The 16908-nt window shown below is 37.5% G+C and carries 21 protein-coding genes and 2 tRNA genes; 14 read left to right on the top strand and 9 right to left on the bottom strand.

All coding sequences use genetic code 11. The annotated features are described in order from the left end of the window. Complete coding sequence (locus CLV96_RS11740; RefSeq protein WP_004787351.1) at positions 1-1296, top strand: SMP-30/gluconolactonase/LRE family protein; 1296 nt, start codon at positions 1-3, stop codon at positions 1294-1296. 487 nt (positions 1297-1783) lie between these two features. Here the strand turns inward: CLV96_RS11740 and CLV96_RS11745 are convergent. After that, positions 1784-1854: transfer RNA gene (locus tag CLV96_RS11745), tRNA-Gly, on the bottom strand. Between the two features lie 83 nt (positions 1855-1937). On the opposite strand from CLV96_RS11745, the gene CLV96_RS11750 reads away from it, so the two are divergent. Both CLV96_RS11750 and CLV96_RS11755 read left to right on the top strand, forming a co-directional pair. Beyond that, positions 1938-3443, top strand: coding sequence for a carboxypeptidase M32 (locus CLV96_RS11750; protein ID WP_004786410.1), 1506 nt, complete (start codon positions 1938-1940; stop codon positions 3441-3443). A 32-nt stretch (positions 3444-3475) separates the two neighbouring features. Beyond that, positions 3476-3802, top strand: coding sequence for a hypothetical protein (locus tag CLV96_RS11755; protein ID WP_004786524.1), 327 nt, complete (start codon positions 3476-3478; stop codon positions 3800-3802). Here the strand turns inward: CLV96_RS11755 and CLV96_RS11760 are convergent. Then, a complete protein-coding gene (locus tag CLV96_RS11760) occupies positions 3778-4206 on the bottom strand; it encodes a DUF423 domain-containing protein (protein ID WP_004787488.1) in 429 nt (142 codons plus the stop codon). The two genes, CLV96_RS11755 and CLV96_RS11760, sit on opposite strands and share 25 nt — an antisense overlap. Positions 4207-4227: 21 nt before the next feature. Here CLV96_RS11760 and CLV96_RS11765 point away from each other — a divergent pair, with 21 nt between their 5' ends. Continuing rightward, positions 4228-4563: a hypothetical protein gene (locus CLV96_RS11765; RefSeq protein WP_004785982.1), complete on the top strand. Its 336-nt coding sequence runs from the start codon at positions 4228-4230 to the stop codon at positions 4561-4563. Positions 4564-4598: 35 nt separating this feature from the next. Here the strand turns inward: CLV96_RS11765 and CLV96_RS11770 are convergent, their stop codons facing one another. Together CLV96_RS11770 and CLV96_RS11775 are read right to left on the bottom strand one after the other, a co-directional pair. Further along, the gene (locus tag CLV96_RS11770; RefSeq protein WP_004784886.1) at positions 4599-5360 is read right to left on the bottom strand and encodes a hypothetical protein; all 762 of its coding nucleotides are present in this window, start codon (positions 5358-5360) and stop codon (positions 4599-4601) included. After that, positions 5357-6256 carry a CPBP family intramembrane glutamic endopeptidase gene (locus CLV96_RS11775; RefSeq protein ID WP_004787385.1) on the bottom strand — a complete coding sequence of 300 codons (900 nt, stop codon included), beginning with the start codon at positions 6254-6256 and terminating at the stop codon, positions 5357-5359. The genes CLV96_RS11770 and CLV96_RS11775 overlap by 4 nt, the downstream gene beginning before the upstream one ends. Before the next feature lie 78 nt (positions 6257-6334). Between CLV96_RS11775 and CLV96_RS11780 the strand changes: the two genes are divergently transcribed. The 5 genes from CLV96_RS11780 to CLV96_RS11800 are packed head-to-tail and all read left to right on the top strand — an operon-like array spanning position 6335 to position 10630. Further along, the gene (locus CLV96_RS11780) at positions 6335-7237 is read left to right on the top strand and encodes a LysM peptidoglycan-binding domain-containing M23 family metallopeptidase (RefSeq protein ID WP_004786583.1); all 903 of its coding nucleotides are present in this window, start codon (positions 6335-6337) and stop codon (positions 7235-7237) included. Between the two features lie 46 nt (positions 7238-7283). After that, complete coding sequence (locus CLV96_RS11785; RefSeq protein ID WP_004785113.1) at positions 7284-8459, top strand: acyl-CoA dehydrogenase family protein; 1176 nt, start codon at positions 7284-7286, stop codon at positions 8457-8459. 4 nt (positions 8460-8463) lie between these two features. Then, positions 8464-9495: a phosphotransferase family protein gene (locus CLV96_RS11790; RefSeq protein WP_004784093.1), complete on the top strand. Its 1032-nt coding sequence runs from the start codon at positions 8464-8466 to the stop codon at positions 9493-9495. Continuing rightward, on the top strand, positions 9485-9916 hold the full coding sequence (locus CLV96_RS11795) for a hypothetical protein (RefSeq protein WP_004786688.1): 432 nt from the start codon (positions 9485-9487) through the stop codon (positions 9914-9916). The genes CLV96_RS11790 and CLV96_RS11795 overlap by 11 nt, the downstream gene beginning before the upstream one ends. Then, entirely contained in the window at positions 9917-10630 is a 714-nt protein-coding gene (locus tag CLV96_RS11800) for a histidine phosphatase family protein (protein WP_004785953.1), read from the top strand. It abuts the gene before it with no gap. Here CLV96_RS11800 and CLV96_RS11805 read toward each other — a convergent pair whose 3' ends face one another. Genes CLV96_RS11805 through CLV96_RS11820 form a run of 4 tightly spaced genes read right to left on the bottom strand, consistent with a single transcriptional unit; the run spans position 10631 to position 13153 of the window. Continuing rightward, positions 10631-11320 (bottom strand): hypothetical protein, encoded by a 690-nt coding sequence (locus CLV96_RS11805; RefSeq protein ID WP_004786663.1) that lies wholly within the window; start codon positions 11318-11320, stop codon positions 10631-10633. 14 nt (positions 11321-11334) lie between these two features. Further along, complete coding sequence (locus CLV96_RS11810) at positions 11335-12351, bottom strand: aldo/keto reductase (protein WP_004786452.1); 1017 nt, start codon at positions 12349-12351, stop codon at positions 11335-11337. 1 nt (position 12352) lies between these two features. Next, on the bottom strand, positions 12353-12640 hold the full coding sequence (locus CLV96_RS11815) for an acylphosphatase (RefSeq protein WP_004785122.1): 288 nt from the start codon (positions 12638-12640) through the stop codon (positions 12353-12355). A 21-nt stretch (positions 12641-12661) separates the two neighbouring features. Then, on the bottom strand, positions 12662-13153 hold the full coding sequence (locus tag CLV96_RS11820; protein ID WP_035983100.1) for an RNA pyrophosphohydrolase: 492 nt from the start codon (positions 13151-13153) through the stop codon (positions 12662-12664). A gap of 99 nt (positions 13154-13252) precedes the next feature. On the opposite strand from CLV96_RS11820, the gene sixA reads away from it, so the two are divergent. Beyond that, positions 13253-13741 carry a phosphohistidine phosphatase SixA gene (gene sixA, locus CLV96_RS11825; RefSeq protein ID WP_004786761.1) on the top strand — a complete coding sequence of 163 codons (489 nt, stop codon included), beginning with the start codon at positions 13253-13255 and terminating at the stop codon, positions 13739-13741. Positions 13742-13804: 63 nt separating this feature from the next. Next, a tRNA-Pro gene (locus CLV96_RS11830) sits at positions 13805-13876 on the top strand. An 87-nt stretch (positions 13877-13963) separates the two neighbouring features. Here the strand turns inward: CLV96_RS11830 and CLV96_RS11835 are convergent. Further along, positions 13964-14254 (bottom strand): LIMLP_16025 family protein, encoded by a 291-nt coding sequence (locus tag CLV96_RS11835; RefSeq protein WP_004785337.1) that lies wholly within the window; start codon positions 14252-14254, stop codon positions 13964-13966. A 98-nt stretch (positions 14255-14352) separates the two neighbouring features. Between CLV96_RS11835 and CLV96_RS11840 the strand changes: the two genes are divergently transcribed. The 3 genes from CLV96_RS11840 to CLV96_RS11850 all read left to right on the top strand — a co-directional run bounded on the left by CLV96_RS11840 (position 14353) and on the right by CLV96_RS11850 (position 16779). Next, the gene (locus CLV96_RS11840; RefSeq protein ID WP_004784203.1) at positions 14353-15393 is read left to right on the top strand and encodes a hypothetical protein; all 1041 of its coding nucleotides are present in this window, start codon (positions 14353-14355) and stop codon (positions 15391-15393) included. 235 nt (positions 15394-15628) lie between these two features. Then, the gene (locus tag CLV96_RS11845) at positions 15629-16210 is read left to right on the top strand and encodes a YdeI/OmpD-associated family protein (protein ID WP_004787419.1); all 582 of its coding nucleotides are present in this window, start codon (positions 15629-15631) and stop codon (positions 16208-16210) included. A 38-nt stretch (positions 16211-16248) separates the two neighbouring features. Next, a complete protein-coding gene (locus CLV96_RS11850; RefSeq protein WP_004786491.1) occupies positions 16249-16779 on the top strand; it encodes a DUF1697 domain-containing protein in 531 nt (176 codons plus the stop codon). Positions 16780-16908 lie beyond the last annotated feature (129 nt).

The following is a 16908-nucleotide window of genomic DNA, read 5'->3' on the forward strand; positions in this document are numbered from 1 at the left end:
GTGTTTAGAATTAAAAGAAAGCCATCTAGCCTACAAAAAGCCTTTTATTCTTTCTTAGTATTCAACTTATGTTTTGTTTTCTTTTCCTGCAAAACACCGGAGGAATATTTTAAAAATCAAATCAAAGGTCCTGTCGAACTATCTTACAATCCTATCGTTGAGTCCATTCGCTCAGAGGGAGACCCGATTAAAAAAAATGTTACCATCAACGGAAATACTTTACCAGCTCAAGATGAAATTCTTCTACAAGAAGATTTGAATCGAGCTTTTGTCGCATCCATTGATGGTTGGATTTGGAAAGTTGATTTAGCAAAAAATACTTCAGAACCTTTTGTGAAAACTCCGCTCCTTCCAGGAGGAATGGTTTTTCATCCGAAGAACCAAGACATCATATACATGTGTTTGTCACGTGGTAAAGAACACCAAGATCAATTGGTAGATGGACCTGGTATTTACGAGTTAACAATATCTACCAAACAAATACGTAAAATTGGAACACGAGTGCCGATTGTTGACAAAACGGTAGAGCCTTCCGAAGGACAAATCGGAAAGTTTTTTCCTTTAAACGAAGAAAGAAAAATTCCAATTTCTAACTTAAATGAAACAAATAGCCGTAATATAGAAAAAGCAGATGATCTTACAATTAGCAAAGATGGAGAACGCATTTATTTTACTGAACCATACGATCACCCGAATTCCATTCTTGGAGTAAGTTCGCAATCAAAGCATGAAGTCCTAACATTGGGAAGAAACGGACATCTATGGAAATATGATTTAAAAGATAACACTGCAAGTTTGATCGCACATCAATATACATATCTAGATGGAATTTTGTTAGAATATTCAAATACTGAAACAGAATCATCAATTCTTTTGAATGAACTTTCGAAATCAAGGCTCATTCGGCTTCACCTAACGGGGATCAATAAAGGAAAGGATGAGATCGTAATTGAAGGCCTTCCTGGATTTCCAGACGGAATGGATAGAGATCCAGATGGCAGAATTTGGATCGCAATTCCTGTTGAACGATCTAAATTGATCACGTGGTTACATAAACATCCATTTTTGAAACGTCTTGTTTTATACATACCAGAAAGTCTTTTGCCTGTTTCTAAAAAAACAGGAATTCTTGCATTAACACCTAATGGAAGTAAGCCTGTCTATTTTTCTATGCATAATGGAAGTTTATTTTCTCATATCATAGTCGTTGTCCCAGGAAAAGCTAAACTATATCTAGCTGTCTATCAAGAAGGTTTTAGAGGATTTGTCACCATGCCATATCCTAACAATCTTTAGATGGCAATATTGGGCGCCTCGCAAAAATAAGATATTTCAACTAATATAGATTAAGCGATCCCGCTCTCCGTTCCAATCTTTCCCTTCGGGAAAGGATTTCCACTGCGATCGGTGGCGCAGGGACTAATTCACAATAGAGAATAGGTGAACTCGTTGTGGAAAAATGTGAACTTTAAAGAAAAAAAAATCTTTAGAGTTTTGAACGGACTTTCTTATTCATCGGTGTTATGGTAAAAGGAAAGCATTGGGTGGCGGGTCTAGTTCCCCTCCCTAATCGGGTGGGGATAAAGATATCCATTCTGTACCTAACAACCATACTCCTATGCACAACGCTTCGAGGCACGGCGTCGTTGCAGCTCTTGATTCCCCTTCTTGAGACTTTCTTACTGCAACGGTCGTTCCCCATGCAGAGAGCCTGCAGGAGGTCTCATCACTGTTTGGGTTGATTGATTTGATAAATGGGATTAGGTAATTGGAAAGTTTGTCATGCGGGCGAAGGGGCTCGAACCCTCGCCAGAAGCTTGGAAGGCTGCTGTGCTACCGTTACACCACACCCGCGACAGTAAATACATAGTTTTGGTTGGGGGTAAAGGGTCAATGATTTTTGGTTCCAGAAAGTGTGGGAGGGAGAAAATGAGACTATGGCCCTGCCCCAAGCACTCGAAAATTACCGAAAACAATATCGTAAAATCAAATTATTCCAAGATGTAGCCTCAGTTTTGCATTGGGACTCGGAGGTGATGATGCCTGAAGAAGGTCGGGAATACCGGTCCTCCCAAATCGCCGCTGTCGCAGAACTCACTCATGATTGGATGACAGACAAATCTTTCTTAAACCAAATCCAATCCGCAAAAGAATCGATCAATGAGCTTCCTGAATTTGAGCGATCAGTTTGGAATCGTGAGTTGGAAGTCCTCATGGAAGAGAAAGATAAGGCAGATAAACTGCCTTCTGAGTTTGTTTCCGAATTCGCACGAGTCACTAATTTAGCACATGCCGAATGGGCAATGGCAAAAAAAGAAAAGAACTTCCAATCATTTTCAAAACGATTAGAGGAATTAGTTCAATTATCCAAAAAACAAGCAGATTACTTCGGTTATACGACAGAGCCTTATGATGCATTGCTCGACAGTTACGAAAAAGGTGCCAAAGCAAAACAAATTCAAATTTTGTTTTCTGATTTGAAAGACTCACTTGTTCCTATTGTTGCTACTGCTCCTAAATTCAAAAACCCTTTCCCTGGACCAATCTCTATAGAGAAACAAACTAAGTTTTGTAATCGTCTGCCTTCACTTCTAGGTTTAACAACAAAAGAATCTAGATTGGATACTAGTAACCATCCGTTTTCTACAAGTTTAGGAAAAGGTGACAAACGAATCACAACTAGGTATTCTGAAACTGATCCATTATCCTCCATCTTTGGTGTGTTACATGAAACAGGTCATTCATTATATGAATCTGGGTTGTCAGCAATGCCAGATTGGCCGACGCCAATTACAGAATTCCTAAGTTTAGGTATCCATGAATCACAAAGTCGATTGTGGGAAAACCAAGTGGGACGTTCCTTACCTTTTTGGGAGTTTGTTTATCCTATTTTGTTATCTGATTTTAGCCTCACAGATAAAGAACTTCCTTTTAAAGAGTTATACCAATTCATCAATAGCACAGAAAAAACGAAAGTAAGAGTGGAAGCTGACCAGGTAACTTATAACCTACATATCATTTTACGCTTTGAAATCGAAAGAGATCTGATCAATGGAAAAATCCAAGTAAAAGATTTACCTGAAATTTGGAATACCAAGATGAAAGAAAGCTTTGGTTTATCGATAGAAAATGATGCCGAGGGTGTTTTGCAGGATATTCATTGGTCGATGGGTGCTTTTGGGTATTTCCCAACATATACACTTGGAAATATTTTTAGTTCACAGTTTTTCAAAAAATTTACAGAAGAATTTCCTAATTCGCATAACAAATTTTCTACGAAAGGTGATTTTTCTGATCTACTGAGTTGGCTCAGGAAAAATATTCATTCAAAGGGGAAAATATTTGATGTTGATACGTTGATGAAACAGACAACAGGTGAATCTGCAAATTCAAAATACTTAATTTCTTATTTGAATGGGAAAATTAAAGAAGTAACGAAATAATTAGAATCGGAATTTAAAACCAAAGGAACTATATGTCAGGATCAGAACAAGTATTAGAAAAACTTAGCCAATTATCATATTTCGACAACCTTGCATTGTACTATTTATGTATTGAAACTCCACCACAAACACTTGCTTTAGCATTCATGCAAATGGATGAAAAAATAGCAGGTTCTATGCTCGGAGTTTTGGATGTACAAAAAAGAAAGTATGTACATGAACTTATGTCTTTACAAAAGGATAGTCCAGAAGACGCAAGAAAAGCCGCCGCCGAAGGTTTGTTACTCATTGCAGACGGCTTAATTTCTAGAAATTTAATCAGTAAACAAGGAAATTATTTTTTTGGTACAAAGAGATAATAAGACCCAACTCCTAAACTAATCCAGGCTACTAAAAAACTCACTCCTCCTATGGGAGTGATGGCACCCAAAACTCGAATCCCTGTGACGGCGAGGGTATACAAACTAAAAGAAAAAATCAAAACCCCCAAAAGAAACATCCAGGTTGCTAATTTCAAATACGTTTTACTTTTGTTCGAAGATTCAGATACCAATGAATGTTGTAACAAAAGAAATGCGACAAGTGATGCCAGAGTGTGATAAAAATGATATCGGTTTCCCGTTTCATAAATTACCATCAAATCGGGGGTTACGATCTTTTTGAGTCCGTGGGCACCAAAAGCACCAATTGCCACAGCTAAAAAACCGGAAAGGCATATGAGTAGGATTAAAACCGCAGAGGATTGCTTCTTGACAAGATTCATTAACGATACTTCCTATTGCCTATGACTTCAGATGCATCTGGAAAGAATACTAAATTTGTTAGAGTTTGGCGACAACTCAATGTAGAGGATGTAAAAAAACAACTACTCTATATTGATGATCTCTATGGCACATGTGGAAATTGTAAAAAGTTGGGTCTAAACTATTTAAAAGATAAAAAATGCCCTGATTGCGGGATAACATTTAAATATTTAGCAACTAAATTAAGTAAGGTGGCAGATGTTGGAAAGATTCTAAGTCGAATTGACAAAGAAGGTTTAGATTTAACGTTAATTGAGAGAGAGGATTTCGAAAGGTCAAGTGCGGCAGACGCAGCAAGGGACCTATTCAAATCATAAACAAAATGGAAAGTTTGGTCGTTTGATTTGTTTGATTAAAATTTAAACGACCAGCCAAATTGTGCTGTTTTATTGTGTGCTGATGTATCTTCCCAAGCATCAAAGGCTCGAACCGCTCTTGAGACAGCAAGTGCAGCAAATACGCCCACTGCATTCGGCGAATCCCAAACATTCCCAGCACCTTTGACATTGGCCATATTATCCCAAATGTTTTTTTTAGGTAAATTCTCTTGGGCATAGAGGTAAGCACCACCTGCCAAAATCAAATCACATAATAAATAAATACTCATACTGACAAATGTATCTCGATTCGAAAAGAGAGGAGAATTCCACGAATTGTATCCAACGGAAGCCATTGGAGAGATTAAGTTTAAACCTTGGGAAACAACATGGTATTTTTCTGATAAAGGAACTGCTGATTCATGCGGAGCTTTTTGTAACAATTCTTGTTCTAAAATTTCTTTCCACATCCTTTCCTGACCACGTCTGGGAGATTCAATGCGAATGATTGAATCAGGAGAGGTTTTTCCAACTTTTCCCACATAGATATTAAAATCATACGGGTTTTTCCAACGGTTTCTATATCTGTAGACAAACCCTTGTGTTTTTTCATCCGCATAAAAATCCGGATCTAGTTTGTTAAGGAGTGCCACCAAACGAAGATTAACATCTTCTGGTCCACCTAAAATCTCTACTGTTTCTCCAGCGATCAAAGAACTGATTCCGATAGTTGGCAATAATAAGAGAAAAGAAAAATAGATAACAAAGGACACAAATCCTTTAAAAATGAAATTCATGACTGGACTCCGGGAAGTTGAAGGTAAGCATTAATTAAACCTAACGAATTATATGTGGCATGACAAGCCATTGCGATCCAAATATTTCCCGTTTTAATGTAAATGTATCCAAAGAACATGCCCACTCCGCATATAATAAATGGAATGGCAATTGACGTTCCTTCTCCATAATGAAGCCAACCAAAAAGCAAAGAAACTATGAATAAACCTTCTTGTGCTAGATTTTTATCAATAAAGGCTTTTAGTAAAAATCCTCTAAAAAAGATTTCTTCGAGGATTCCTGTAATGATTCCAACAACATAAATTCCCCAAGCTAATAAGTAGGTGTTTCCATGAATTGCTTCATAAAGTTTTTTTGCAAAAACCCCTGATTCAACAGGTACTGATAATCTTTCTAATATCAATCCAAAGATAACAACAACGATAAAACAAATAAATCCATTGGCTATCCCTCGAAGTAATATAGGAATAGATAATTCATCCTGAAGATTGGTAACAGGAATTTGTAAAACTTTTTTATAGAGTAAATATCCTAATCCCACATAACATAAAAACCATGGTATCGAATGACCCAAAAGGTAGTGTGGTTTTTCAGAAAACACCTTATCATAAAACTGAGACAAAAGTAAACTTGGGTTCTCAGTGATTTCTTTCTGAAACTTGTCTTTGATAGGAGTCACAATCTTTTCATATTCAGAAAGCATTGTAGAAAAATCCATTTTCCCTTCCCAATATTCTTCATAAAGAGGGAGTATTTGGTCTTCTGGAATCCGATCGCCAAGCACTGTATTGTTCACAAAGGCTAAAAATATGACGGAATAGAAGAAAGAACATACATAAACGAGACCCAAAGAATAAGCTGTGAGCCGGAAGATCTCAAAAAAACGATTCTGCATCTGCCTTACAGTTCCTCAATTTCAGCAAGAATCGTCATCGTTTTTTTGGGAAATGGTCGATATTCAAATTAGAAGATTATGTCTAAAACAGTCAATTTTCCGAAATGCGCCCTAATTCTGGTCATTCTCAGTGCATTTTCCTCTCTCGTTTCCAGCCCGCTCACTCTGGCAAATTTGGAATATACCAATCCTTCTTTAAAAAATCTACGTTCTGAAATCAAAGAAAATTTAAGGATCTCTAAGTCAGGTGCTAGGAGAGAAGAACTCATTCCTCTTAAATATTATGAATACAAAGTTCGCAAGGAAGATAATTTTTTTAAAATTATGGCACGAACAGGTATGGACTTGGAAACTCTTTCCTCTGTGAATGAGCTCAGTTCGCCACATGATTTATCACCGGGGATGGTTTTAGAAATTCCCAATATGCGCGGAACCTTTCATCCAGAAGAAACTGCAGGTGATGAAAAAACCAAATTAGCATTAGCCGAAAAATACAATCTTGATTCCAACAAATTACAATATGATTCAGAACGAGAAAAATGGTTTTTACCGGGAATCACAATGGGAAAATCCGAAAAATCTTTTTTCTATGGATTTGGATTTCAATTTCCTTTAACGGAAGCAAGGATCTCCTCTGGTTTTGGTAAACGAATAGATCCATTTACTAAAAAAGATACATTTCATGGTGGGATTGATCTGGCCGCCGAACAAGGATCAGATGTATTTGCATCTATGGATGGAGAAGTAATATTCAAAGGCAAACAAGGTGGTTACGGAAATTTAATCATCTTAAAACATAGTTTAGGATATGAAACTCGTTATGGACATCTTTATGATTTTAATATAAACATAGGTCAGAGAGTAAAAAAGGGCCAAAAAATTGGGGAAGTTGGACAAACAGGTAGAGCGACCGGTCCACATTTGCATTTTGAAATTAGAAGAAATTCAAAACGAGAAAGACCTATTTTTCGATCTCATTAAAAAAAGATTTTACCTTAGTCATTGATTCTTGTAATTCTGGGAATCAATGGACTTTGAAATTCCCCAAGAAGTGGAAACACTTCGTAAAAATATTCGCGACTTCATTACAAATGAAATCATCCCTCTGGAAAAACATTATGATTATGAAAAAGGTCGAATGCCAGAAGATATCAACCAACAAGCGCGCGCTAAAGTAAAAGCTGCTGGTTTTTGGACTCCACACCTTCCTAAATCAGAAGGTGGGTTGGGTTTAGATTTGGTTGGGACTTGTATTATTTTCAGTGAACTGGGTCGTTCACCTATTGCTCCTTATATATTTAATTGTGATGCACCCGATGAAGGGAATATGCATTTACTTTCGATTGCTGCTTCAGAAAAACAAAAAGAGCTGATCCTACACCCACTGATCAAAGGTGATTTACGAACCGGTTTTGCAATGACAGAACCAGGACCAGGTGCAGGTTCGGATCCAACTACCTTACAGACCAATGCGGAAAAACAAGGGGACAAATATATTATCAATGGCCGTAAGTGGTATTGTACTGGGGCTAACGGTGCAAAATATCTAATTGTGATGGCGAAGGTAAACGGAAGTTTCCGAAAAACGACCATGTTCCTGGTACCAACAGATGCAAAAGGATACACAATGGTTCGAGAAATTGAACTTATGGGTTCACATGGACCTGGTGGACACTGCGAATTAAATTTTGAAAATGTAGAAGTTCCTGAAGATATGATTCTTGGTCGGGTGGGGGAAGGATTTCGACTTTCTCAAGAAAGATTAGGTCCAGCTCGCTTAACTCACTGTATGCGATGGACTGGAATGGCAAGACGTTCCTTAGCAATTGCTCGAAGTTATGCGAAAGAACGAGAAGTATTTAATTCCCGAATTGCTGACCACCAAGGTATACAATGGATGTTTGCCGAACGTGCTACCGAAATTGAAATGGCCTTCCTTTTGACTTTGAAAGCGGCTTGGTTATTACAAAAAGGGAAAGATGCACGCCAAGAAACTTCTATGGCAAAATGGAAAGTAAGCGAGTCCTTATGTAATACCATTGATATGGGAATCCAAATCTGTGGAGGCAAAGGTTATTCGAGAGACCTGCCTTTAGAATTGTTTTACAGGGATGCAAGAGCTGCAAGGATTGCCGATGGGCCGTCCGAAGTGCATAAGATGGTCATTGGTCGAAATTACATTTCAGAAAAATGGGATTTTTAGGGGTATGGAAATTAAGGAATTACAAGAAAAAGTAGAACTCCACTTATCTTCCGTTTGGAAAGACAATGTTAAAGTCTCCCAAATGCAGCATTTAAGCGGAGGAGCTTGCCAAGACAATTATGCCTTGGACTTGATTTCCAAATCCGGAAAACAGTCATTAGTTTTACGTACAGATAAAGGAGCGAGTTTACTTTCTTCTTTGTCAAAACGAGATGAGTTCAAAGTTGCGGAACTTGTTTACAAAGCAGGTGTCAAAACTCCGACTCCAGTTTTTTTGGAAGAAACTTCCAATGTCATAGGTTCTCCTTTTTTTCTAATGGAAAAAATTGCAGGTAAGGCAACTGGACGTTACATCACAAAGGACAAGGAACTAGATGCCTATCGTAAATCTCAGATGGTATCGGATCTAGCTGCAAATTTAGCAAAACTCCATACGGTAAAACCAAGTTCCGTTTCAGATGAAGAACTCAAACAAAAACTAAAAATTGTTACAAAAGAAAATTATGTTTCTATAGCTATCTCAGATCTAAGACAATCGTTAGACGAACTTCCTGAAGCACACCCGGCCATTGAATTGTGTTTGATTTGGTTAGAATCCAATGCCCCTTCGATTGATGATATTGTTCTGGTCCATGGGGATTTTCGTACCGGAAACTTTATGATGAACTCTGAAGGACTCCAAGGAATTTTAGATTATGAATTCGCACACTTTGGTGATCGGCACGAAGACATTGCTTGGTTGTGTATGCGCGACTGGCGATTTGGAAGGCTTAATAAAGAAGTGGGTGGATTTGGTGATCGTAAAGATTTTTACCAAGCATACCAAAATACTTCGGGAATCCCTGTGGAACCGTTTAAGGTAACTTTTTGGGAAATTATGGGAAATGTTCGTTGGGCCATTGGCAGTGCACAACAAACAGAAAGACATTTATCGGGTAAAGACAAAGGGATTGAACTAGCGGCCATTGGTCGGCGAACCGCAGAAATGGAATGGGAAGCTATGCGACTCATCGAAGAGGTAAGTAATGCAATATAGACCAGAAACAAAGGAACTCATTTCCTCCATTCAGGATTTTTTAATGAAGGAACTTCTTCCTAAATTGGAAGGGGATGATTTGTTATCCTATAAAACATTGGTTTCTTGGAATATGTTGGGAGTGATTGCCAGAGAAATGGAATCTTCTGAGTTTGAATCGGACCTTCGCCGTATCCAAAACTTAGATTTAAAAATTTCTGACTTAGAAACAAAATTTAAATCTGAAGAATTTGCAAATTTACCCAGAAAAGAAAAATACAATCAGCTTCTAGGTTGGAACAAAGAATTTGCCAATACAATTCGAAACCTATCAAAAGATAAAGTAAACGCTGATTTAAAACCAGGTGGTAAAATTTGGAATTTTGCAAAAAAACAACTCAAAGAAAACTTGGCCATCTCAAATCCGAGGTTCCAAACATAAATGTCATTATTGTATTTGGTTCGCCATGGACAGGCAGACCGTCTTGGAAAAAATTATGACCAACTAACAGAACATGGTTGGAAACAAGCAAAATTATTAGGTGAATACTTCAAAAGCCAAAGAATTGAATTTGATTCTGTATATACTGGTACACTCAATCGCCAAAAACAAACGGCCCAAGGAATCATCGAAAGTTTTTCAAAAGATATATTTTGTATTCCTGAACCAGTTGAAAATTCTGCATGGGACGAATTTGATTCCAAAATGTGGTTAGGGCTTGCAGCTAAGATTCGTCATGCGAATGATAACTTTGCCAAATTATACGAATCTTATAAAAAAGCTTGGGAAGAAGGAAAAGAGGAAACAAGAGACTATTTCCAAGAACTCATTCAGATTGTTTTAAATGATTGGGTTCATGGAGTTTGGGATCCTGTGGAACCCTATACATTCAAAGAATATGTAGAAAAGGTATCTTTTGGTCCAAAAGAGATTCCAAATGATGTAAAGAGTACATTAGTCGTTTCGTCTAGTACTCCCATCGCAATTATGATGGGTCTATCCTGTAAAATGCAACCTGTTGAATTTCCAGTATTTATGAAATCGATCACTAATTCTTCTCTTAGTATTTTTAGAAGAGAAAATGGTCATTGGGAGCCAGTGAGTTGGAATAACACCCCTCACTTACAAAATCCCGATTTGGTTACCTTGGTATAACTATTGTGCAAACGAAGATAGAAGTTTAACTCTATTTTTTGCTTTTTGTCCCCAACCAGTTCTTGGAAAATTTTTGTGCAAATGTTCCATAGCGGCTAATTCTTCTTCATTGGATTTACTGTAACGAATCGTTATTTTTGGTTCTTCTTGGAATTTAAAATCAACGGTGACATGAAAACTTCCCAAAAACACAACTGTTCCCGGTTGCAAATCTACTCTCGATTTTTCGATATCTGTTCGGTCAAAATCAATGTCAATTTTTGTGGGTTGTTTGGTACTTCCAAAAGCAAAGTCGGAAGCACCACGATTCAAAAGATGGACCGCATCATGAATTTCATATTGCCCTTCTTTTAAATTTTGAAAGTAATAGTAGTGCTCCGAACTTTCATTGTATTCAAAAGTTTTATCCCCTTTTTTAAGTGTAACCTTTTGAAATCTTGGATCAATCAGTTCATCCAATATCATTTCATCTTTCACAATTGTCATATGAACAATGATAAGACTACTCTGCGCATTTTTAGGTCCAAAACTGGAACATTCTGGAAATAAATAGGTAATCAAAAATAAAATCAAAAATTTTCGAAAAATTCCCGAAGTGATTTTTTCAAACTTGGAGATTTTTTTCTCCGATGGAACTGGTTCTCCATCGGGTTTTTTTCCTAAATGATCATCGTAAGAATTTAAACTCATTGCTGTTATTTACCTTAACCCATCGGGTATTGGATCTTCTTAGAAACAAGATTAATCTCCGATAGAATTTCATCAGATAAAATGACATCGGTTGCTTTTAAAGACTCATCCAATTGCGCTACCGTATTGGCTCCAATGATGGTAGAAGCAACATAGTCATGTTGTTTACTCCAAGCAACAGAAAGGACAGTGGCACTCATTCCATATTTTTCGGCAATTTTTAACAGTTCTGCAGTGGAAGCCAAAGTGTTTTCATTTAAGAAACGATTCGACATTCGCCTTTGTCTCTCGCCCTCAGCCATATAACGAACAAATCGAGCCCCTTCAGGAGGAACAGATCCGTTATATTTCCCTGTAAGGACTCCACCAGCGAGCGGAGAATAAGGTAACAAAGACACCCCTTCCTTTCGACAAACTTGTGCTAATTCATCTTCAAAGCGACGGTTCAAAATAGAAAAGTTATTTTGAATGGAATCATACCGAATTAGATTGTGTTTGTCCGAAGTCCAAAGGCTTTTCATCAGTCCAAAAGAAGTTTCGTTGGAACAACCTGCATATCGAATTTTTCCTTCTTCTTTCAGTTCTGTTAAAGCTTCCATAGTTTCGTCATAAGATACGTCATGGTCTGGCCAATGTGTTTGGTATAAATCAATGGTTTCTACGCCTAATCGTTGTAAGGAACCTTCGATTGCACGACGGATATGGTATTTGTCTAATGCCGTTTTTCCTTCGCGGAGTGGGGGACTAAACCAACCGTGACCAGGTCCGGCAACTTTTGTTGCGAGAATGATACCATCACGAGGTTTTGTTTTGAGCCACTTTCCGAAAATTTCTTCAGTTCGATGCACCCAAGATTTTTGTGGAGGGACAGGATAAATTTCAGCGGTATCATAAAAATCAATTCCGGCATCGTAAGCACGATCCAGAATTCGAAACGCCTCATCTTCGTTACATGAAGAGCCAAAAGTCATGGTTCCCATACAAATTTCGGAAACCACCATCCCTGTTTTGCCGAGTCTTCGTTTTTTCATGTTATTTTTTAATTAAAAAAGTTCTGAATTGATTTTTTGGATCACTCCACTCAATGACATGATCCTTCACTTTAGCCTTAGTAGGGCCTCGTTGCATGGCTCTATACAAATCTTCGATAAAAAGTTTGTCACCTTCTACTACTGCTTCCACCTCACCATTGGGTAAGTTTTGAGTATAACCTTTGAGTCTCATTTCTTGGGCTTTTTGGAGTACGTAGTAACGAAATCCTACCCCTTGTACAATTCCCCGTATTAAAATTCGCGCTCTTGCTTCTTCTGATTTTCCCAAAGATAGTCTCCTTTCTAGAACTTACTTGGGTTTTGAATTCTCTGCAATGTAATTTTGAATGGCAGATTTAAAAAGAGGAACAAACTTCTCATAGACGGCTCGTTTGAACTCGACAACGGACCCAATCGTATCTTCAATTTCCATAAATTTGACAGTTAAAAATTCTTGTTCATGGTGGACCAAATCACAGTCCTCTATTCTTCCATCCCAATAAAATAAAATCCATCTTTGTAATTGCCCACGAAATTTTTGTAAGTGAGAATTGAGACCCAAAGAATTTGGAAAGTCGTAGGGGATCCAATCGGGATATTCCGTTACATAAGTTGCTTTTTTGACGCCAAGCTCTTCATATAATTCTCGTTTAGCGGCATCTAAATAATCCTCATCTTCATCAATTCCACCTTGAGGAAACTGCCAAGAACCAGGGAATTGTACTCGTTCCCCTACAATTACTTTGCCTAAAGAATTAAAAACCACCATGCCTACATTTTTGCGGTAGGGTTTGTCTGTCATATTTCTTAGAATGGCTCTATCATCCAATTTCGCAAGAAATTCCTTAATTTTTTGTTTCTCCGCCAGTCCGTGGTTCCAATCTTGGACTTAGGAAGTACTATGAAGATCATTTTGGTTCGTCACGGTGAGGCTGAAAATGCAAGTCCAGCCATTTCCGATTCACAGCGGGATCTAACAGACAAAGGTGTCAGTGATATTCATAAAATCGGAAGGTTTATAAAAAACTCATCTTTAGCGGTCAAACAAGTGTATTATAGCCCTTATACAAGAACCAAACACACTGCTGAGATTTTATCTGAAGAGTTAAAGTATAGTTGTGAAATGTTACCTTCAGATGATTTATTAGCAGGTAAGGGCTGCACCGATATTATCTCTTGTTTAGTCAATTTTACAAATTCCGACACGGTTTTGTTAGTTGGTCATAATCCAGACATCACGTATTTCGCTGCAAAACTTTTGGGAAATTCCAGTGCAGCTGAAAATCTAATTTTCCAACCTGGTTCTACGATTGCGATCAATGTAGCTCGGGAGAAATTTGCACACGGTCAAATTATTTGGGCAATTTCGCCGGACAATCTAGGCCTTTGAATATCTAAATTGCCAGTAAGACTTGACCGAGCGTTGATCGTAAGGTTTTTGGATTCCAGAACACGGGGTGTAGCGCAGCGGTAGCGCACTTGTCTGGGGGGCAAGGGGTCGCCGGTTCAAATCCGGTCACTCCGAAGTTCAAATTTAAAAAACCCAGCAGGCCCTGCGAACAAAACCTGCCGGAAGAAAATTCAGGATGGTGAGATACAAAAAAACTAAATCTTAAGAAGGTTTGTTTTGATTTCCTTCTTTCACTTTATCTAAATATTTAACTACGTTGTCTTTGATTTCATCAAAACGAACGATCCCCCAAGCCACACCCATTTTTACTTTTAGGGCATTGTCACTGGTATCGCTTTCGCCTTGTTCCTTCAACTTTTGAAAGTTTGTTTCAAATTTGCTTTTTTTCTCGTTTAAGTCAACGACCAGTTTCTCCCAGACTTCTTTGGAAGTTTTTACGGCGCCAATCCCAGCATTTACGATATCTTGCAGCTTGTTTTCCACATTGCTCATCGGATGTTACTCCTTCTCTTTCCATTATTTTGCAGTGCACAATAATGTCCAGAAAGATTTTTCTGGAGGATTCTGAATTCTTCAGCTAAAATGGTCGGATGCGCGTAAAAACCCTTTGGACTTTTTTTTCCTTTTCCACCCTCGTTTTTTTCTCTGCAAACTGCAGTGGTCCCATCCAAGAAAAACCAATTGCGGGTTGCGAACGAATTTCTGGAACTCCGGGGCCAGAAGATTTGGATCTCATCCGAGATACATCCACAGTCATTGTTTCTTCCCATGAACGCCGCAACGGACTAAAGGATATTGGAGCTCTGTTTGAAGTTTCATTCGCTAATCCGAATGGAAAATTAGAAGCTAAAAAAATTGAAACCAATTATCCTGAAAACTTTCGTCCACATGGGATTAGTTATGCGAAAGTGAAAGGTGTGGATACCTTAGCAGTCATTTCTCATACTTTAGTTGATGAAAATCCGCATACCATTGAAATTTTTGAAAGATCTAAATTAGGTAAATGGACTCACACAAAAACTTTGAGCGATCCCACTCTCACAAGTCCGAATGATATTTTTATGAACGAAGCTGGAGAAATTTTTTCTTCCAATGACAATGGAACAAGCAATGCCTTTCGTAAATATTGGGATATGATCATTCGTAGTGGTCGAGCCGATATATCTTATTATGATGGAAAATCATTCCAGGCATTAAATGTTCCCGTGATGTTAGGGAACGGAATTTACATTCGAAAAACAGGAAATGATGAGTTGTTGTACCGGTCAGTATTTGCTGAAAAAGCCATTCGAGTCTACCAAGTGGACCGCAGTTCCGGAAAGGTGAACTTAAAGTATTTGGAATCCATTGCCATTGGTGCAGGCCCTGACAATATTTTAGAAGATGAAAATGGAATGCTTTGGCTTGCTGCCCATGATTCTACGTATAAGTTCATTCGCCATGTCATGAACCGAACTAATCTTTCACCCACTCGTATTTTTAAAATCAATCCAGAAAACAAAGAAGTTACTGAAGTGTATGCCAACGAGGGCTCTGAAATTTCTGCAGGTAGTACAGGACTTGTTTTCAAAAACAAACTTTTGATTTCACAAGTGTTTGAAGATTTTCTTTTGGTTTGTCCAAGGCCATAAAGGAAGATTTTATAGATATTGATACGATGGTCTTGGGTAGGCTGTCGTATTTGGGTTAAATGGAATTTATTGATTAATTTTTATTCAGATATGCTTTGTTAGGTGATATAATCTCGACACAACCGAATCATAAAAAATAATTAAATCTATGATTTGATTGAAAAGGTTTAAATTAATTGAAGAATTAAAATATAAAGAACATTCAATGCGGGTTAAATTTAAGGAAAACTGACAGATGAGTGAAAATAATGATATTACCATTAAATCTTTTTCTTCCTCTAAGAAATGGAAAGAATGGCTTATGTTAAATTTTGCAACATACCCGCATGGAATTTGGCTTCAAATTTACAAAAAAGACACCGGAATCAAAACGATCACCTATGAAGAAGCATTAGATGAAGCTCTTTGTTTTGGCTGGATCGATAGCCAGAAAAAAAAGTATGACGAAAAATCTTGGCTTCAAAAATTTACTCCGCGTAGGTCAAAAAGTATTTGGTCAAAACGAAATAGGGAGAAAGTCACTTTGCTAATTAAAGAGAAGCGAATGCAACCAAGTGGACTTTTAGAAATTAAAGCCGCACAAAAAGACGGGAGATGGGACAAGGCTTATGAGTCTCCCAGCCAGATGGAAATACCTTCTGATTTTTTAGCAAAATTAGTAAAAGACCAGAAAGCACATGAATTCTTTAAAACACTGAATAAAACAAATTTGTATGCAATTTCCTGGCGATTACAAACAGCGAAGACTCCTGAAACAAGAGAAAAACGAATGAAGGTAATTTTGGAAATGATGAAGAATCAACAAAAATTACACTAAATTAGTCAGCAGTCCCTTAAATTTACAATTACAACAACATGAAATACATCGCATTACTTAGAGGAATCAATGTAGGAGGCAATAGAAAGGTAGAAATGAAAAAACTACGAAGCCTTATGGAATCCTTAGGATACACTGAAGTTTCTACTTATATCAACTCAGGAAATATCATTTTTGAATCAGAAGATGACACAAAAACAGTTCGATTCAAAATAGAAAAGAGTTTTGAAAAAGTTTTCAAATTTGAAATTCCCACCATTGTAAAGACAGAAAAAGAAATGAAAAAAATTGCAAATGCGATCCCAACAGAATGGCAAAATGACGCCACTCAAAGAACGGATGTTGCCTATTTGTTTCCAGAAGCCGATTCCAAAAAAATCATTGAGGAACTTCCCCTCAAAAAAGAATTTTTAGAGATTCGTTATCAAAAAGGTGCTCTCATTTGGAACATCAAAAGAGAAAATTTGAATAAAAGCCAACTGGCAAAACTCATCAGTCATAAATTGTACAAGGCGATGACGATACGAAATGTAAACACAGCAAGGTTTTTGGCTGGAGAAAAAGAGTAAAAACAAATCAAAATCATTTACTTCCAGTGTATGTACGAATCAAGAAGAACTCTTTTGTTATACAATCCAAAGTTTGGAAAAATTAAAAATACCTTGTTTAGTGAAAACTAGAAAGTTACGTTTTTAAGT

Source organism: Leptospira meyeri (assembly GCF_004368965.1).
Taxonomy (GTDB): domain Bacteria; phylum Spirochaetota; class Leptospiria; order Leptospirales; family Leptospiraceae; genus Leptospira_A; species Leptospira_A meyeri.

Bases quoted from the DNA above. Each gene is read 5' to 3' on its own strand.
- CLV96_RS11750 (WP_004786410.1), top strand. From the start codon at position 1,938: ATGGCCCTGCCCCAAGCACTCGAAAATTACCGAAAACAATATCGTAAA.
- CLV96_RS11755 (WP_004786524.1), top strand. From the start codon at position 3,476: ATGTCAGGATCAGAACAAGTATTAGAAAAACTTAGCCAATTATCATAT.
- CLV96_RS11760 (WP_004787488.1), bottom strand. From the start codon at position 4,206: ATGAATCTTGTCAAGAAGCAATCCTCTGCGGTTTTAATCCTACTCATA.
- CLV96_RS11765 (WP_004785982.1), top strand. From the start codon at position 4,228: ATGACTTCAGATGCATCTGGAAAGAATACTAAATTTGTTAGAGTTTGG.
- CLV96_RS11770 (WP_004784886.1), bottom strand. From the start codon at position 5,360: ATGAATTTCATTTTTAAAGGATTTGTGTCCTTTGTTATCTATTTTTCT.
- CLV96_RS11775 (WP_004787385.1), bottom strand. From the start codon at position 6,256: ATGCAGAATCGTTTTTTTGAGATCTTCCGGCTCACAGCTTATTCTTTG.
- CLV96_RS11780 (WP_004786583.1), top strand. From the start codon at position 6,335: ATGTCTAAAACAGTCAATTTTCCGAAATGCGCCCTAATTCTGGTCATT.
- CLV96_RS11785 (WP_004785113.1), top strand. From the start codon at position 7,284: ATGGACTTTGAAATTCCCCAAGAAGTGGAAACACTTCGTAAAAATATT.
- CLV96_RS11790 (WP_004784093.1), top strand. From the start codon at position 8,464: ATGGAAATTAAGGAATTACAAGAAAAAGTAGAACTCCACTTATCTTCC.
- CLV96_RS11795 (WP_004786688.1), top strand. From the start codon at position 9,485: ATGCAATATAGACCAGAAACAAAGGAACTCATTTCCTCCATTCAGGAT.
- CLV96_RS11800 (WP_004785953.1), top strand. From the start codon at position 9,917: ATGTCATTATTGTATTTGGTTCGCCATGGACAGGCAGACCGTCTTGGA.
- CLV96_RS11805 (WP_004786663.1), bottom strand. From the start codon at position 11,320: ATGAGTTTAAATTCTTACGATGATCATTTAGGAAAAAAACCCGATGGA.
- CLV96_RS11810 (WP_004786452.1), bottom strand. From the start codon at position 12,351: ATGAAAAAACGAAGACTCGGCAAAACAGGGATGGTGGTTTCCGAAATT.
- CLV96_RS11820 (WP_035983100.1), bottom strand. From the start codon at position 13,153: ATGACAGACAAACCCTACCGCAAAAATGTAGGCATGGTGGTTTTTAAT.
- sixA (WP_004786761.1), top strand. From the start codon at position 13,253: ATGAAGATCATTTTGGTTCGTCACGGTGAGGCTGAAAATGCAAGTCCA.
- CLV96_RS11835 (WP_004785337.1), bottom strand. From the start codon at position 14,254: ATGAGCAATGTGGAAAACAAGCTGCAAGATATCGTAAATGCTGGGATT.
- CLV96_RS11840 (WP_004784203.1), top strand. From the start codon at position 14,353: ATGCGCGTAAAAACCCTTTGGACTTTTTTTTCCTTTTCCACCCTCGTT.
- CLV96_RS11845 (WP_004787419.1), top strand. From the start codon at position 15,629: ATGAGTGAAAATAATGATATTACCATTAAATCTTTTTCTTCCTCTAAG.
- CLV96_RS11850 (WP_004786491.1), top strand. From the start codon at position 16,249: ATGAAATACATCGCATTACTTAGAGGAATCAATGTAGGAGGCAATAGA.